Annotated in this window: 14 protein-coding genes; 6 read left to right on the top strand and 8 right to left on the bottom strand. The window is 73.0% G+C overall.

Going from position 1 to position 15,429, the window contains the following annotated elements:
* Nucleotides 1–103 precede the first annotated feature (103 nt).
* The 3 genes from OOZ19_RS00380 to OOZ19_RS00370 all read left to right on the top strand — a co-directional run bounded on the left by OOZ19_RS00380 (nt 104) and on the right by OOZ19_RS00370 (nt 4,071).
* On the top strand, nt 104–1,687 hold the full coding sequence (locus tag OOZ19_RS00380; protein ID WP_266086931.1) for an ABC transporter transmembrane domain-containing protein: 1,584 nt from the start codon (nt 104–106) through the stop codon (nt 1,685–1,687).
* Nucleotides 1,684–3,426 (top strand): ABC transporter ATP-binding protein, encoded by a 1,743-nt coding sequence (locus OOZ19_RS00375; protein ID WP_266086929.1) that lies wholly within the window; start codon nt 1,684–1,686, stop codon nt 3,424–3,426. Before OOZ19_RS00380 ends, OOZ19_RS00375 begins: the two co-directional genes overlap by 4 nt.
* A gap of 63 nt (nt 3,427–3,489) precedes the next feature.
* The gene (locus tag OOZ19_RS00370; protein ID WP_266086927.1) at nt 3,490–4,071 is read left to right on the top strand and encodes a TetR/AcrR family transcriptional regulator; all 582 of its coding nucleotides are present in this window, start codon (nt 3,490–3,492) and stop codon (nt 4,069–4,071) included.
* 140 nt (nt 4,072–4,211) lie between these two features.
* Here OOZ19_RS00370 and OOZ19_RS00365 read toward each other — a convergent pair whose 3' ends face one another.
* A complete protein-coding gene (locus OOZ19_RS00365) occupies nt 4,212–4,898 on the bottom strand; it encodes a hypothetical protein (RefSeq protein ID WP_266086925.1) in 687 nt (228 codons plus the stop codon).
* 13 nt (nt 4,899–4,911) lie between these two features.
* A complete protein-coding gene (locus OOZ19_RS00360; protein ID WP_184484324.1) occupies nt 4,912–5,430 on the bottom strand; it encodes a SigE family RNA polymerase sigma factor in 519 nt (172 codons plus the stop codon).
* Between the two features lie 327 nt (nt 5,431–5,757).
* Here OOZ19_RS00360 and OOZ19_RS00355 point away from each other — a divergent pair, with 327 nt between their 5' ends.
* Nucleotides 5,758–6,813: a threonine aldolase family protein gene (locus OOZ19_RS00355; protein ID WP_266086921.1), complete on the top strand. Its 1,056-nt coding sequence runs from the start codon at nt 5,758–5,760 to the stop codon at nt 6,811–6,813.
* An 8-nt stretch (nt 6,814–6,821) separates the two neighbouring features.
* On the opposite strand, the gene OOZ19_RS00350 is transcribed toward OOZ19_RS00355, so the two are convergent.
* Nucleotides 6,822–8,663 carry a bifunctional sugar phosphate isomerase/epimerase/4-hydroxyphenylpyruvate dioxygenase family protein gene (locus OOZ19_RS00350; RefSeq protein WP_266086919.1) on the bottom strand — a complete coding sequence of 614 codons (1,842 nt, stop codon included), beginning with the start codon at nt 8,661–8,663 and terminating at the stop codon, nt 6,822–6,824.
* Entirely contained in the window at nt 8,644–9,552 is a 909-nt protein-coding gene (locus OOZ19_RS00345; protein ID WP_266086917.1) for a shikimate dehydrogenase, read from the bottom strand. The genes OOZ19_RS00350 and OOZ19_RS00345 overlap by 20 nt, the downstream gene beginning before the upstream one ends.
* A gap of 276 nt (nt 9,553–9,828) precedes the next feature.
* On the opposite strand from OOZ19_RS00345, the gene OOZ19_RS00340 reads away from it, so the two are divergent.
* A complete protein-coding gene (locus tag OOZ19_RS00340; protein WP_266087725.1) occupies nt 9,829–10,416 on the top strand; it encodes a TetR/AcrR family transcriptional regulator in 588 nt (195 codons plus the stop codon).
* Between the two features lie 167 nt (nt 10,417–10,583).
* The gene (locus OOZ19_RS00335; protein ID WP_266086915.1) at nt 10,584–11,906 is read left to right on the top strand and encodes an MFS transporter; all 1,323 of its coding nucleotides are present in this window, start codon (nt 10,584–10,586) and stop codon (nt 11,904–11,906) included.
* Between the two features lie 36 nt (nt 11,907–11,942).
* Here OOZ19_RS00335 and OOZ19_RS00330 read toward each other — a convergent pair whose 3' ends face one another.
* From OOZ19_RS00330 to OOZ19_RS00315, 4 genes are all read right to left on the bottom strand, one after another.
* A complete protein-coding gene (locus OOZ19_RS00330) occupies nt 11,943–12,113 on the bottom strand; it encodes a hypothetical protein (protein WP_266086913.1) in 171 nt (56 codons plus the stop codon).
* 302 nt (nt 12,114–12,415) lie between these two features.
* Entirely contained in the window at nt 12,416–13,582 is a 1,167-nt protein-coding gene (locus OOZ19_RS00325) for a pyridoxal phosphate-dependent aminotransferase (protein ID WP_266086912.1), read from the bottom strand.
* 82 nt (nt 13,583–13,664) lie between these two features.
* Nucleotides 13,665–14,915: a transglycosylase SLT domain-containing protein gene (locus OOZ19_RS00320; RefSeq protein ID WP_266086910.1), complete on the bottom strand. Its 1,251-nt coding sequence runs from the start codon at nt 14,913–14,915 to the stop codon at nt 13,665–13,667.
* Nucleotides 14,916–14,938: 23 nt separating this feature from the next.
* Nucleotides 14,939–15,241, bottom strand: coding sequence for a hypothetical protein (locus OOZ19_RS00315; RefSeq protein ID WP_266086908.1), 303 nt, complete (start codon nt 15,239–15,241; stop codon nt 14,939–14,941).
* Nucleotides 15,242–15,429: the final 188 nt, after the last annotated feature.

Here is a 15,429-nt window from a genome sequence, read left to right as displayed (position 1 = left end):
GGAGCTCCGGCGCTCGCGCCTCCCGCGATCCCGGTTCGCGGATGTGAGGTGCGCGGAAAAGCGGTCGCCTCCGGCGTCGGGGGCGGGCTAGTTTCGGGACGCCATGACTCCCGACGCGCGCGGCCCGGTCCGCTTCCTGTGGTCGCTGCTGCGCGACCGGCCCGGACTGCTCGTGCTCGCGCCCCTCACCGGATCGGCGTGGCTGCTGCCGACCGCGGTGCTGCCGCTGGTCATCGGCCGGGCGCTGGACGCGGGCATCGCGAACCGGGACGGTTCGGCGCTGCTCTGGTGGGTGCTGGTGGTGCTGGGGCTCGGGCTCGTCCAGGCCCTGGGCGCGGCGGCGCTCGGCTGGACGGCGCACACGCTGTGGCTGCACGGCACCGGCACCGCGGAACGCGCGGTGCTGCACCACGTGGCGGGGCTCGGCGGCACACTCACCCGGCGGGTCCGCACAGGTGAGGTCGTGGCCGTCGGCTCCTCCGACATCTACCAGGTGGGCAAGGCGTTCGAGGTGCTGGCCAGGCTCACCGGCGCCATCGTCGCGTTCCTCGTCGCCGCCGCCGCGCTGATCACGATCTCCCCGCTGATGGGCGCGGTCGCGCTGATCGGAGTGCCGCTGGCGACGCTGGGCATCGGCCCACTGCTGCGCCCGCTGCGCCAGCGCGAGGAAGCCCAGCGCGAGAACCTGACCGGCCTCAACACGCTGGCCGCGGACATCGTGTCCGGCCTGCGCATCCTGCGCGGCATCGGCGGCGAAGCCCGGTTCCACGCCCGGTTCGTCGCCGCGAGCCGCGAGGTGCGCGCCGCGGGAGTCGCCGCCGGGCGGATCACCGCGTGGCTGGCGGGCGCCGAGATCCTGCTGCCCGGACTGGTGACGGTGCTCGTCACCTGGCTGGGCGCGCGGATGGCGCTGAGCGGCGCGATCAGCGTCGGCGAGCTCGTCGCGTTCTACGGCGTGTCCAGCTTCCTGGTGATCCCGGTGCGCACGGCCACCGAGGCGGCGAGCACCTTCGCCGCCGCCGTGGTCGCGGCGAACCGGGCGTGCGGGCTGCTCCGGCTGCGCCCGGAACCCGCCGACCCGCCGGAACCGCGCGCGCTGCCCCTCGGACCGCTCGCGCTGGTCGACGAGCGCACCGGCGCCCGCGCCGGAGCGGGCGAACTCACCGCCATCGACGCCGGCGGGGACGGGGAGGCGCTGGCGGAACGGCTCGCCCGGCACACCTCCGACGGCCGGGTGCACGCCGGGGACGTCCCGCTCGACGAGGTCGCGATCGCCGCGCTGCGGGAGCGGATCGTGCTGGCGCACAACCAGGACCTGCTGTTCGCCGGGCCGGTCCACGCCGGGCTCGACCTGGGGTCCGCGGTGCTGGTCGAAACCGCGCTGCACGCCGCCGACGCCGACGACGTGCTCGACGCGCTGCCCGCCGACGGCGTGCTCACCGAACAAGCCCGCTCGCTGTCCGGCGGGCAACGCCAGCGCCTGCTGCTGGCGCGGGCGTTGTGCAGCGACGCCGACGTGCTGGTGCTCGACGAGCCGACCTCCGCCGTCGACGCGCACACCGAGGCGCGCATCGTGCGCCGAGTCCGGGACCTGCGCAAAGGCCGCACGACGATCGTGCTCACCCAGAGCCCGCTGTGGCACGCGACGGCCGACCGGGCGCTGCGCGTGACGGGAGGAGCGCAGTGAGCCTGCCGCTGGCCGACCGGACCGAGGTGCTGCGCTGGCTGCGGCGCACCGGGGCCGCGCACCGCCGCGAGTTCACCCTGGTGATGCTGCTGTTCGGGCTGACCACGGTGGTCGGGCTGATCGGCCCGCAACTGCTCGGGCGGCTGGTCGACTCCGTGTCCGCGGGCACCGACGCGTGGCGGGTGGACGCGCTCGCGGGCGGGTTCCTCGCGGTGCTGGTGGTGCACGCGCTGCTGGCCCGCGCCGCCCGGCTGCGCGCCGCCGTGTTCGGCGAGTCCGTGCTCGCCGAAGTCCGGGAGGACGTGGTGGCCCGCGCGCTGCGGCTGCCGCTGGGCACCGTGGAGGACGCGGGCACCGGCGACCTGCTCAGCCGCTCCACGGCCGACGTGGACCGGCTCGACTTCACCGTCCGCGAAGCCGCGCCGGAGCTGACGGCGGCCGTGCTCACCATCGCGCTCACCACCGTCGCGATGCTCATCACCTCGCCGCTGCTCGCCTGCGGGATGCTCGTCGCGGTGCCGCTGCTGGTGGCCGTGAGCCGGTGGTACTTCCCGCGCGCCGCGACGACGATCAGCAGGCTGCTGCAGGACTGGGCCGGGGTGCAGTCCAACATCCACGAGACCGTGCGCGGCGCCCGCACCATCGACTCGCTGCGGCTCGCCGAACGGCGCCGCGCGCACAACGACCAGGTCGTGGAACGGGCCATCGACGGCGAGAAGCGGCACCGCACGCTGCTGTCGGTGTTCCTTCCGACGCTGGAACTGGCCTACGTGCTGCCGATCGCGGCGATCCTGCTGCTCGGCGGCTGGAGCTACCAGGCGGGCTGGGCCGAGCTCGGCACGGTGACCACCGTCGTGCTGTACGCGGCGACGCTGTCGGCTCCGCTGGCTGAGCTCTTCGCGTGGCTGGAGGAGATGCAGCTCGGCCACGCCGCGCTGAGCCGCATCCTCGGCGTGCCGGAATCGCCGCCCGAACGCGCCCCGCAGGACCCGGCGCCGCGCGGAGCCGGGCACGACCTGGTGCTGCGCGACGTGCGGTTCTCCTACCGCGCGGGCCGCGAGATCCTGCACGGCATCGACCTGCGCGTGCCCGCCGGGGAGCGGCTGGTGATCGTCGGTCCGTCCGGGGCGGGCAAGTCCACGCTCGGGCGGCTCATCGCCGGGGTCAGCGCCCCCGACTCCGGTTCGGTGGCGTTCGGCGACGTGGAGATCACGACGATGCCCACCGCCCGCACCCGGCGGGAGGTCGTGCTGCTCACCCAGGAGCACCACGTGTTCACCGCGAGCCTGCGGGACAACCTCTCGCTGCCGGAAGCGCGGGAGTGGCGGGACGCGGAACTGCTCGACGCGCTGGACACGGTCGGCGCCGCGGACTGGGCGCGGCGGCTGCCGGACGGGCTGGACACCGTCGTCGGCTCCGGCGGCCACCCGGTGCCCGCGGCCGTGGCGCAGCAGCTCGCGCTGGCGCGGGTGGTGCTGGCCGACCCGCACACGCTCGTGCTCGACGAGGCGACCTCGCTGCTCGACGGGGACAGCTCGCGGGAGCTGGAACGGTCGCTGTCGACGCTGCTGGCGGGCCGCACGGTGATCGCCATCGCGCACCGGCTGCACACCGCGCGCACCGCCGACCGGGTCGCGGTGCTCGACGGCGGGCGCGTCGTGGAGCTCGGCGCGCACCGGGACCTGCTGGCCGCCGACGGCTCCTACGCTGCGCTGCACCGCACCGCCTTCGGCGAGTAGCGCCAGGTCGCCGTCGTCACCTGACCGGCACCGGGCCCGACGGCGCTCCTAGGATCAGCGGTCATGACAGCGGCCACCCCGAAGGGCGAGCGCCGCCGCCAGGCTCTGGTCGAGGCGGCGGCGGAGTTGCTCTCCGAAGGCGGGCTCGAAGCGGTGCGCCACCGCGCCGTGGCGGAGCGGGCCGGGCTGCCCCTCGCGTCCACCACCTACTACTTCACCTCGCTCGACGACCTCGTCGCGGCGGCGGTGGAGCACGAGGGCCGGGCCGAACTCGCCACCGGCCGCGCCCGGCTGGACGAGCTCGCCGACGAGCTGCGCACGGTGGACGTGGTGACCGACCTGCTGCTGGACCTGCTGCTCGGCCACGAGTCGCGGGAAGGCGGGACGAAGCCGGTGCTGCTGCGCTACGAACGGCTCGTGGGCTCGCCGCGGCGGCCGTACCTGGCGCCGCTGATGCGGGAGCTCAGCGGCGAGCTGCACGAACTGCTCTCCGAGATCCTCGCCCGCAGCGGCATGCCGGTCGACCGGGAACGCCTGCTGGAGCTGATCGCGCTCGTCGACGGCGCCGTGGTGAACGCCCTCATCGAGAGCGACCCGGACCCCCGCTCCGCGGCCCGCCGCATGCTCCGCCGCAAACTCGCCTGACCGGTCGCCCATCTGAGGGTCCCCCTGGCCGCTCAGCCAGGGTGCCGCGGCCAGAACCGAGGGGTTCGCCCCGTTCGGGCGGCTCGACTTCTCGCGACAGTGCGGGAACGACCCACACCGTCACGGGTACCGAAGCGCTCCTAGAACCGAGGGGCCAAGGTGTCGGCGATCTCCTGGAGCCGGTCGGCGTACGGGGCGTGCTCCGCGCCCTTCGGTTCGCTGAGCACCGTCAACGTCCGGCCGCTGCGCGTCGGCACCTCCACCACGGCGGTGTTCGGCGCCCGCCCGGTCGCGGCGGCGGGCTTCGCGCCCGTCGGGCTGACCAGCACCGCGACCTTGCCCGACGCCTGACCTTCCCGGATCACGACGGCGGCGGTCTTCGCACCGATCGGACAGGACCCGTCGGCGCCGGTCGGCTGCGTGCCCCTGGCCTCCGGGAGCCGCTCCGACAGGGCGCTCGCCAGCTCCGAGTCCGCCGGGCCGCACTCGCCGCCCGCGACCGGGTCGCCCAGGGAGATCGGCCCGGAGCGGGGCGTGGCGGGCGCCGACTTCGGATCGGCCGGTGCCTGCGGCAACGCCATCGGGGACTGCGTCGGCGTCGCGGGGGCCTGCGCCACCGGGGCGCCGGACTGGCCGAACAGGCCGGTGCCCACACCGACCCCGCCGACCAGCACGGCCGCGGCGACCAGCGAGCCGCCGGCGAGCGCCGTGCGGCGGCGCGCCGTGACCCGGCGTGATCCGCGCAGCACGTCCTGCTCGTCGAACGACGCCTCGGGAGCGCCGCGCGCCGCGTTCTGGAACAGCTGCTCCAGCTCTGCCTCGTTCACTTGCCGCACCTCCTCACGACGTCGATCGAAGATCGTCGAGTTGGCCGCCGAGGGCTTCCCGCAGCGCCTCCAGCCCACGGGCCGATTGGCTCTTCACGGTGCCCTCGCTGCACTTCATGACCTCGGCGACCCCGGCGACGTCGAGCCCCTCCAGGAATCGCAGCACCAAGACGGCCCGCTGCTTCGGTGGAACCTCGCGCAGACCGGCGACCAGCGTCTGGCGGGTCGCGATGCCGTCGTCGACCGCACCGGACTCCGCCGGCCGGTCCGGCAGCACGTCGGTGAACCGCTCCCGCCGCCAGGGGCGCCGGGACTCGTCGATCACCGCTCGGCTGAGCGTTCGCCGCACGTACGCGTCGAGCGCCCCCTTGTCCCGCACCTTGCGCCAGTGGCGGTGCAAGGCGATGAACGCGGTCTGGGCGAGATCGTCAGCGCGATGCCAGTCACCGCACATCATGTACGCCATCCGACGAACCGCCTCCCGCCGAGCCGCGAAATACTCCGCGAACTCCTGCTCCTCGCGCTGGTCCACGCGGACTCTCCGCTCGTCCGTGCTTGCACTCCTGGGACGGTGCTTCCGGCCCCTACGGTTGCATGCCGCCGGGCCTCGATCTCGGACGCCTCGGACCGGCCGCACGCGTGAGGAACCTTAGAGCCTGCGCCGGATCCGCCCGGCCTCGGTGCGCACGGTCGGAGCACCGCGCTCAGCGTCCACCGCAGCGGTGTCGTCGGCGATCGGCCGTTCAGGGGATCGGCGAACGCGCGGTGCCCGGAACGAACGGGCAAGAAACGCGTCCGGGTCAACCGGTGTCCCCCAACCAGTTGCCTCCACCCCCCGCCGATGTGGTGTGATCGGTTCGTGACCAAAACGGCATCCATAGATCTGCGTTCCGACACGGTCACGCGTCCCGACAAGCGGATGGCGGCGGCGATGGCCGACGCCGAGGTCGGCGACGACGTGCTGGACCACGACCCCACGATGCGCGCGCTGGAGGAGAAAGCAGCCCAGCTGCTGGGCACGGCCGCCGCGCTGTGGGTGCCCAGCGGCACGATGGGCAACCTGATCGCCCTCTCGATCCACCTCCGCAGAGGAGACCGGTTCCTCGCGCCGCGCGGCGCGCACGTGCTGCACCACGAGCTCGGCTCCGCCGCGTGGCTCGCCGGTGGCATGCCGGAACCGCTCGACTGGAACGCCGGTCCGGGGCGTCCCACCGCGGACGCGGTACGTGCGCACGCAAGCGGTGACCGGCGCTACGACGCGCTGCACACCACGCTGCTGTGCCTGGAGAACACCCACAACGCCGCGGGCGGCGCCGTCATCCCGCCGCACGAGCACGCCCAGCTCGCCGCGGCGGCCCGCGACCGCGGGTTGCGGGTGCACCTCGACGGCGCGCGGATCTGGAACGCCGCGACGGCCCTGGAGCTGCCGCCGGCCGCGTTGACCGTCGGGGTCGACACGGTGCAGGCGTGCCTGAGCAAGGGGCTCGGCGCTCCGGTGGGTTCCGTGGTGGCGGGCACCAGCGACTTCGTCGCCGAGGCCCGGCGGGTGCGCAAGATGCTCGGCGGCGGGGTCCGCCAAGGCGGGGTGCTCGCCGCGGCCGGGCTGCTGGCGCTGGAGCGGATCCCGGCGCTGGCGACGGACCACCGGCACGCGAAGCTGCTCGCGGACGGCCTCACCGAACTCGGCTGGGACATCACGGCGCCGCAGACGAACATCGTGCTCGCCGCCGTGCCGGACGTGCGGCTCACCCTGGACTGGTTGCAGGAGATCGGGGTCCTCGCGGTGCCGATGGACGGCAACGTCCGGTTCGTGACGCACCGCGACGTGACCGAACGCGACATCAAGGACGTGCTGCGCCGCATCTCCCGCAGCACCCGCGCGGACCGCCCGGCGGGGATCCCGCAGGCGGGCTGAGGGTCGCGCTACCGCCCTTCCAGGCGGCGACGCCGGTGGGCGGCCATGCGGACGGGAGCGTTGATCTCGCCGCGCCCGCGGTAGCCGTCGATGCGCTGCACGACCTCGAAGAAGACCCGCGAACCGGGCACCGCGACCGAGAAGTGCAGGTATTCGCCGTCGCGGTCCCGGTCGTAGAGCACCGAGTGCTCGCGCAGCGCGGCCAGCAGCTCCGGCGCGAGCCGCAGCCGGGCGTCCAAGTCGTCGTAGTAGTTGTCCGGGATCGCCACGACCGCCGCGCCCAGCTCGCGCATCGCACGCGCGCTGGCGAAGACGTCGTCGCTGCTCAGCGCCACGCACTGCGGATGCAGCACGCCCGGCGCCCACGGGCCGCGGCGCAGCACCGCCGAGTCGAGCGCGATGCGGACCGTCTCGTCCCGGTCCAGCACCATCCGGCTGCGCACCAGGCCGAACGGGGCGGCGAACTCCACCGGCGGGGCAGGGCGCAGCCCCAGCACCGAGCGGTAGAACAGGATCGCCTCGTCGAAGTGGTCGAACGGCTGGGTCAGCGCCACGTGGTCGATGCCGGTGACGCCCGCCGCCCGCCCTTCCTGCTCGGGCGGCCCGAAGTCGCCCAGCCAGCCCGCGTCGCGGTCCGCGTCGGTGCGGCAGAACAACAGCGCGGTGCCGTCCGGCGCGGCGACCGACGACAGGTCGGCCTCGTCGGGCCGGGCTGACCGGGGCAGCACCGGCGCCAGCAGTCCTTCCGCTCGCCGCGTCGAGGCGGGCGGGTCCGCGCTGTGCACCCCGATCGCCGCCAGCGCGCCGCCGCCGCGGTGTTCGGGCTGCTCGGGCTCGGTGTTCACCAGGATCCGCGCGGCGCCCTGCTGCCAGAGGCGCACCGGTTTGGAGCGGTGCCGCCCGGCGGGCCGGAACCCGAGCGCGGCCAGCGTCGAGTTCAGCCGCTCGCCCCCGGACTCGTCCGCGCCGAGCTCCACGAACGCCGGGCCGGACAGCTCCGGTGGCGCGGGCAGCGCGGGCGCGGCCACCGACTCCTCCAGCGCGAGCAGCGAGCGCATCGCGTCGACCGCCGCCGGGCCCGGGTCGGACTGGCGGAACACGTCGTTGAAGACCTCCAGCGACAGCGGACCCGCGTATCCGGTGGCGAGCACGGTGCCGACGAACTCCGCCAGGTCGAACTCGCCCTGCCCGGGGAACAGGCGGTGATGCCTGCTCCACTGCAGCAGGTCCATGTTCAGCCGCGGCGCGTCGGCCAGCTGCAGGAAGAACAACTTCTCCGCCGGGATGGTGCGGATCGTGGTGAGGTCGCCGCCGCGGGACAGGATGTGGAAGCTGTCCAGGCACACGCCCAGCGACGGGTGGTCGGCGCAGCGCACGATGCGCCACGAGTGCTCGTAGGTGTTCACGAACCGGCCCCAGGCCAGCGCTTCGTAGCAGACCCGGATGCCGCGGTCGGCCGCCAGCTCGGCGAGTTCGCGCAGCTGCTCGGCGGCCAGGTCGTCGTCGTCCACGGCGTCCGGGGACACCGAGGAGCACACCAGCACGGTGTCCGCGCCGAGCCGCGTCATCAGGTCGAACTTGCGCTCGGCGCGGCGCAGGTTCGCCCGCAGCACGTCGCCCGGGACCGCCTCGAAGTCCCGGAACGGCTGGTACAGGTCGATGGACAGGCCGAGTTCCGCGCAGCGCTCGCGGATCCGCTCCGGCGAGCTGGCGGAGGCGATCAGGTCGTTCTCGAAGATCTCCACCCCGCCGAACCCGGCGGCGGAGGCGGCGGTGAGCTTGTCCTCCAGCGAGCCGGACAAGCAGACCGTGGCGATGGAGCGGGCGCGTTCAGCGGGCGGCGTGGACACGGGGGCCTCCGGGGTCGGTCACGAGGGTCTCGAAGTGGCGCAGCATCCGGTCCGCGTCCGGTTCGCACCCGGTGAACAGGCGGAACGCGTCCGCCGCTTGGAACACCGCCATGCCACCACCGTCGAGCACCCGGCAGCCGCGGGCACGCGCGGTGCGCACGAGTTCGGTCTCCAGCGGCCGGTACACGACGTCGGCCACCCACAGCTGCGGGCGCAGCGATTCGGCGGGCACCGGCAGTCCGGGGTGCGCGGCCATGCCGACGGGAGTGGCGTGCACCAGCCCGTCGGCGGCGGCGAGCGCGGCTGCGGGCCCGGAGTCGAGGCCGCCCGCCACCGCGCGGTCCGCGCCGAAGCGGCGGCGCAGCGATTCGGCGAGGTCCTCGGCCCGGCCCGCGTCCAGGTCGAGCACGTGCACCGCGCCGGTGCCGAGGGTGAGCAGCCCGTGGGCGACGGCGGCTCCGGCGCCACCCGCTCCGAGCAGCACCACTCGGTCCAGCGGCACGTTCGGCAGGCCGCGGCTGAGGCTGCGGGCGAACCCGGACCAGTCGGTGTTGTGCCCGACGGCCCCGCCCTCGGTGAACACGACGGTGTTCACCGCGCCCAGCGCCGCCGCGTCCGCGGACAGCTCGTCGAGGTGCCCGATGACCAGCTGCTTCGCCGGATGGGTGATGTTGAGCCCGGTGAACCCGGTGAGCCGGGCCGCGCGGAGCAGGTCGCCGACGGCGGTGGCGGGCAGGCCCAGGTAGTCCAGGTCGAGCCTGCGGTACAGGCAGCGCAGGCCGAGTTCGGCGGCTTCCCGCTCGTGCAAGGCCGGGCTCAGCGAGGGACCGATGCCCGCGCCGATCAACCCGGTGAGAACCCCGTTGCCGACGTCGCCGATGACGGCCACCCCCTGCGCCCGAACCGGGCCGACGAATGAACGAACTAGCTAGTACATATTAGCCCGGCACAGAACCCCGGCCAAGGACCGCGCATTAGGGTGGGCGGAACTTAACCCGATCGAACCGGCGCTGACCAGCGAATTCCGCTCGCGAGCCGGAACCGAGACCGAGCAGGAGTCCCCGTGGTGGCACCGCCGTCCGACGCCGCAGCGCCCGAACCGAACGGCGCCGAGCGGCCCGCGGACGAACCCCGGCAGCGCGACGCCGAGCGGACGCGGGCGGAACTGCTCGACGTGGCCCTCGCGGAGTTCGCCGACAAGGGCTACGCCGGGGCCCGCGTCGACGAGATCGCGGCCCGGACCAGCACCACCAAGCGGATGATCTACTACTACTTCGGCGGCAAGGAGCAGCTCTACATCGCCGCGCTGGAACGCGCCTACGCCGCGATCCGCGGCATCGAGCAACGGCTCGACGTGGCCCACCTGGATCCGGTGCAGGCGATCCGGCGGGTGGCGGAATCGACCTTCGACCACCACGAATCGCATCCGGCGTTCATCCGGCTGGTGTCGATCGAGAACATCGACCACGGCAGGCACCTGGCCAAGTCCGCCGAGCTGCCCGGCCTCGGCACGCCCGCCTTGGAGGTGCTCACCGGCATCCTGGAGCGCGGCCGGGACGCGGGCCTGTTCCGCGCGGACGTGGACGCGCTGGACGTGCACATGGCGATCAGCTCGTTCTGCTTCTTCCGGACGGCGAACCGGCACACCTTCCAGGCGATCTTCGACCGCGACATGCTCGCTCCGGACCGCCGTGAGCACTACCGCCGCATGATCGGCGACCTGGTCCTGAGCTACCTGGGCGCTCGTCCTTGATCTCGCTTCGCAGGGGCGGGGACGGCCCCGCCGCCCCTGCGCTTCGGAGTGAGAGCGGAACCTTGACAGGCGTGGACCGTCATCGCAGAGTTACGGACTAACCAGGTGGTACATAACTGCTTCTCGCTGTTCCTGAGCAACGGAGCAAGGACGTCAGGAGCCTCTCGGTGACCGAGACCCGCACATCCGGAACGACACCGGGCGAACACCGCAAAGCCGCGTGGGCGGCCTGGATCGGCAGCGCGCTCGAGTACTACGACTTCTTCATCTACGGCACGGCCGCCGCGCTGGTCTTCAACAAGATCTTCTTCCCGGCGTCCTCGCCCGCCACCGGCACCCTGCTCGCGCTGGCCACGTTCGGCGTCGGCTACCTGGCGCGGCCCATCGGCGCCTTCGTGCTCGGCCACGTCGGCGACCGCTTCGGGCGCAAGCAGGTGCTGGTGCTCACGGTGCTGCTGATGGGCGTCGCCACCGTCGGCGTGGGCTGCCTGCCGACCTACGAGCAGATCGGGGTCGCCGCGCCCATCACCCTCGTCGTGCTGCGCCTGCTGCAAGGGTTCTCCGCCGCGGGCGAGCAGTCCGGCGCCAGCTCCATGGCGCTCGAACACGCACCCGAGCACCGGCGCGGGTACTTCACCAGCTTCACGCTCAGCGGCACCCAAGCCGGGCAGATCCTCGCCACCGCGATCTTCCTGCCGATCGCCGCGCTGCCGCAGGAGCAACTGCTGAGCTGGGGCTGGCGGGTGCCGTTCTGGCTCAGCGGCGTCGTGGTCATCGTCGCCCTCGTCATCCGCCGCACCCTCGACGAGACCCCCGTGTTCCGGCAGGAGGTCGACAAGGGCGACGGGGAACTGCCCATGGCGGTGCTGTTCCGCGACCACTGGGCGAGCGTGCTGCGCGTCGTCGTGGCCTCCACCGTCGCCGCCGTGAGCACGATTTTCACCGTGCACGCGCTGAGCTACGCCGTGAACACCATCGGCCTGGAACGCAGCCCGATGCTGTGGGTCGGGGTGCTCGCGAACGTGGTGGCGCTGGCCGCGATCCCGCTGTGCGCGCTGCTGTCCGACCGGATCGGGCGCAAGCCGGTGTTCATCGGCGGCACCGCGGCCAGCGCGGTGCTCATGTTCGGCTACCTGTGGTCGATCTCCACCGGGCAGTACTCGCTGATCTTCCTGACCGGGATCCTGCTGTTCGGCGTCGCCTACAGCGCGCCGAACGGCGTCTGGCCGTCGTTCTACGCCGAGATGTTCCCGCCGAAGGTGCGGCTGTCCGGCATGGCCGTCGGCACCCAGATCGGCTTCGCCATCGCCGGTTTCTCCCCCAGCATCGCCGAAGCCATCGGGCCCGGGCGCGACGGCTGGATCGCGGTGTCCGCGTTCGTCGCCGTGCTCTGCGCGTGCAACATCATCGCCGTGGCGACCGGCCGGGAGACCCACCGGGTGCCCACCGCCGAACTGGGCGCGGTGCGGCCCGCCGTCGCGCGGAGCTGAGCGCGGCGGGACCGGCGTGCGCCGGCCCCGCCGGGCTCACTCGGAGCCGATCTTCTTCTTCCGGTCGCCGGCATACCCGATGGCGGCGGTGGCCACGAACAGCACGCCGCCGATCACGGCCAGCCAGAACAAGCCCTTGATGACGAACCCCGCGACGCTGACCACGAGCCACAGCAGCAACAAGCCGCCGATCACTTTCCACACCACAACGATCACCCCGATCAGGAGAACTCACTCCAGCTTGCCAGACCACGAGCCCCCCCGAACCCCGATCCACCACGAACATCAGGGACAACTCAGGGCCCCACCAGGGTGATCGCGCCCAACCGCACCCCGAGAACCGACGGAGCGAACGGACCGCTCGTCCAACGAGATCGGGCAAACGGTCCGCTCACCCCGACCAAGCCCACCTCGCAGGGCGCGACGCACCGACGCGGAACGAGTGAACGGACCGCTCGTCCAAGGACATTGGGCAAACGGTCCGCTCACTCGGCGAAGGTCCGGCGGGGTCAGGTGAGCCAGGAGGCCAAGCGGGCGAGGGATTCGGCGATGTCCTCGGTGGCTCCAGCGAAGGACATGCGCACGAACCGGCCGCCGCGCTCCGGGTCGAAGTCCGCGCCGGGCACCACCGCGACCCCGGTCTCCTCCAGCAGCCGGTGGCACCACAACGCGGAATCGCCGGTCAAGTCCCCGATGTCGGCGTAGGCGTAGAAGGCGCCGTCGGCGGGCGCGACCCGCTTGATGCCGAGCTCCGCGAGACCGGAGAGCAGCAGTTCCCGGTTCGTCTCGTACCTGCGGACGTGCTCGGCCGCCTCGGCGTACGCGTCCGCGCTGAACGCGGCGATCGCGCCGTGCTGCGACAGCGCCGGCGGGCACAGGGTGAAGTTGCCGGTCAGCGAATCCACCGCGCGCCGCAGTCGCGGCGGCACCAGCATCCAGCCGAGCCGCCACCCCGTCATGCACCAGAACTTCGAGAAGGAGTTCACCACGATCGCCTCGGTGGAGAACTCCCGCGCCGAGCGCAGCGGCTCGCCGTAGCCGATGCCGTGGTAGATCTCGTCGCTGATCAGCTGCACGCCCCGCCGGTCGCACCAGCCCGCGAGTTCCGCCAGCTCCTCCCCGGTGAGCACCGTGCCCGTCGGGTTCGCCGGGCTGGCCACGATCAGGCCCTGCACCGGCTCGTCGAGCTCCTCCAGCATCGCCACCGTCGGCTGGAACCGGGTGGACTCGTCGCAGGGCAGCTCCACGACCTCGCAGCCGAGCGCGCGGAGGATGTTGCGGTAGGCCGGATAACCGGGCCGGGCCAGCGCCACTCGATCGCCCGCGTCGAACGCGCTCAGGAACGCCAGCAGGAACCCGCCGGAAGCGCCGGTGGTCATGACGACCTCGTCGCGCTCGACCGCCGGACCGCCGTCGCGCTGGTAGTGCGCGGCGACCGCGTCGCGCAGCTCGGGGAGGCCGAGCTGCTCGGTGTACCCGAGGGAGTGCCGGTGCAGCGCCTCGGCCGCCGCTTCCCGCACCGCCCGGGGCGCGGGCGAGGACGGCTGCCCCGCCGCGAGCGACACCACGTCACCGCGGCTGCGCTGCCGCGCCGCTGCGGCCGTCAGCACCTCCATGACCTGGAACGGCGGAACGTTCGCGCGCTGAGCGGCGGCAAGAGAATCAGACCTGACCATGCGTGCCAGCGTGCCAGACGAAGGGGCCCGCTACGGAACCCTGCCGCCGCCGATCATCGGCCGCGAAACCGAAGGCCCCGCATCAATAGCCCTGGTAGCCGCCGCCGTCGGACATGGCCTTGAGACCGGGGTGGCCTTCGAAGCCGCCGTAGCGGTCGAAGGTGTAGCGGACCCCGGCGATGATGTTGTCCACCGGGTTGTAGATGTCGTCGTGGCCCGGCAGCTTGTGCGCCTCGAAGGTCGGGTCGATGCACTGCATCAGGCCCTTCGACGGGGTGCCCTTGGCGGCGTTGGAGTCCCAGTCGTTGATGGCGTGCGGGTCGCCACCGGACTCCTTCTCGATGATCGTCCAGATCTCGTCGATGTTGTCCTCGGTGACGGGGATGCCGTTCTCCTGCAGGATCTTGATCGCCTCGCGGATCCACTGGTCCACGTTGCCCGGCGGCGGGCCGCTGCTCGGCGGGCCACCGCTGGAGCCGAGCCCGCCGGAGGAGCCGCTCGAACCTTCCGCACCGCTGGAACTCCCGCTGGGACCGCCGGAGCCGCTCGAAGAACCAGAACTCCCCGTGGATCCCCCGGTCGAATCGCCGGGCGCACCGGACGCCCCCGGGCCGGTCGGTCCCGGCGCGGTCGCCCCCGGTGCCGCGTTCGACGGCGCGGTGCTCGCGGGCCCTTCCGGCTCCTGGAACTTCCACTCCGTGGTGCGCCCCTGCGCCGGGGTGAAGCCCTGCTCGCCGGCCTTCGGGATCTTCGTGAACACCTCGGCCATGCCACCGGCGGCGGCGTTGAGCGAGGTCAGCGCCGCGTTCAGCCCGTCGTTCGCCTCGGCGACCTTGGTGGTGGCCTCCTGCGCGTGGGATTCCATCGCGCGCCGGATCGCGTCGTCGCGCACCTGCGCCGCCAACTGGTGCGCGGGCGGATCGTTCGGGTGCGCCAGCACAGCCTGCTGGTAGACGTTCTCGGCGTTTCGCGCGTCGGCCAACGCCCGCTCACCGATGGAGTTCACCGCGTCCTTCGCCGTCTGCACCGCGTCCGCGGCCTGGTCCAGCGCGCCCGCCGAGCTCTCCAAGGTCTGCTTCGCCGCGTCGAAACCGCCGCGCACCTGCGCCATGTAGCCGACGAAGGCGTCCGCCGACGCCCCTTGCCACGCCCCGTCGAGGCCGGTGACGGCGCTCTGCACCTGGCCGTTCGCGTCCGCGGTCGATCCGCCGGCGGTGCGCCAGCGCCGACCGATCTCGCGGATCGACTCCGGCTTGCCGTTCTCCACCTTGCGCAGCTGCTCGGCGAGCGCGGCGCCACCGGGCTTGCCGGCGACTTCCCCTGAGATCCCCATGTCGTCCCCAGTCCAGGCGGGGGTCAGACCCGCAACGAATCGGCGTTGGTGCGCTCGATCTCCTCGACGCTGGTGCGCACCGCGTCCAGCGCCGCGCTCACGCCGCGCAACAGCTGCTCGGCGCCGTCGAACTGCTGCTTGGCGACGCCGTCCAGGTTCGCGATCGCCGACGCCAACCCGGCCGCGGCGTCCAGCTCACCGAAGATCGCGGCGTCGACGTGCTGGTTCTCGAACCCGTCACCGATGGCGCCGACCGGGCCCGCCTTGCCGTCCAGCGCGGAGCGGCAGGTTTCGAGCGCCCCCATGTTGTAACCGGCGTCTGCCACGAGCACTCCTCGCTGGGTTCACGGCCCGGATCACCGCGTCCGACGCGCCCCACCCGCGCGCCGTTCCGGCCGGAACCATGATTACCAGGGGAACTGCTGCGCACGGCGGTTTTCGAGGAAATGCAGCCGATCGTCGTGCCCCCGCACGCGAAAAACCGCACGCGTGCGGGGGCACGCGTGCGGTTCGT

It is taken from the genome of Saccharopolyspora sp. NFXS83, assembly GCF_026241095.1.
In the GTDB taxonomy this organism is placed as follows: domain Bacteria; phylum Actinomycetota; class Actinomycetes; order Mycobacteriales; family Pseudonocardiaceae; genus Saccharopolyspora_C.
Note: the sequence above shows the minus strand (reverse complement) of the source record. Positions and strands in the feature narration are given on the sequence as shown.

Coding starts and splice junctions, on each gene's coding strand:
- OOZ19_RS00380 (WP_266086931.1), top strand. CDS start 104: ATGACTCCCGACGCGCGCGGCCCGGTCCGCTTCCTGTGGTCGCTGCTG.
- OOZ19_RS00370 (WP_266086927.1), top strand. CDS start 3,490: ATGACAGCGGCCACCCCGAAGGGCGAGCGCCGCCGCCAGGCTCTGGTC.
- OOZ19_RS00325 (WP_266086912.1), bottom strand. CDS start 13,582: ATGGTCAGGTCTGATTCTCTTGCCGCCGCTCAGCGCGCGAACGTTCCG.
- OOZ19_RS00320 (WP_266086910.1), bottom strand. CDS start 14,915: ATGGGGATCTCAGGGGAAGTCGCCGGCAAGCCCGGTGGCGCCGCGCTC.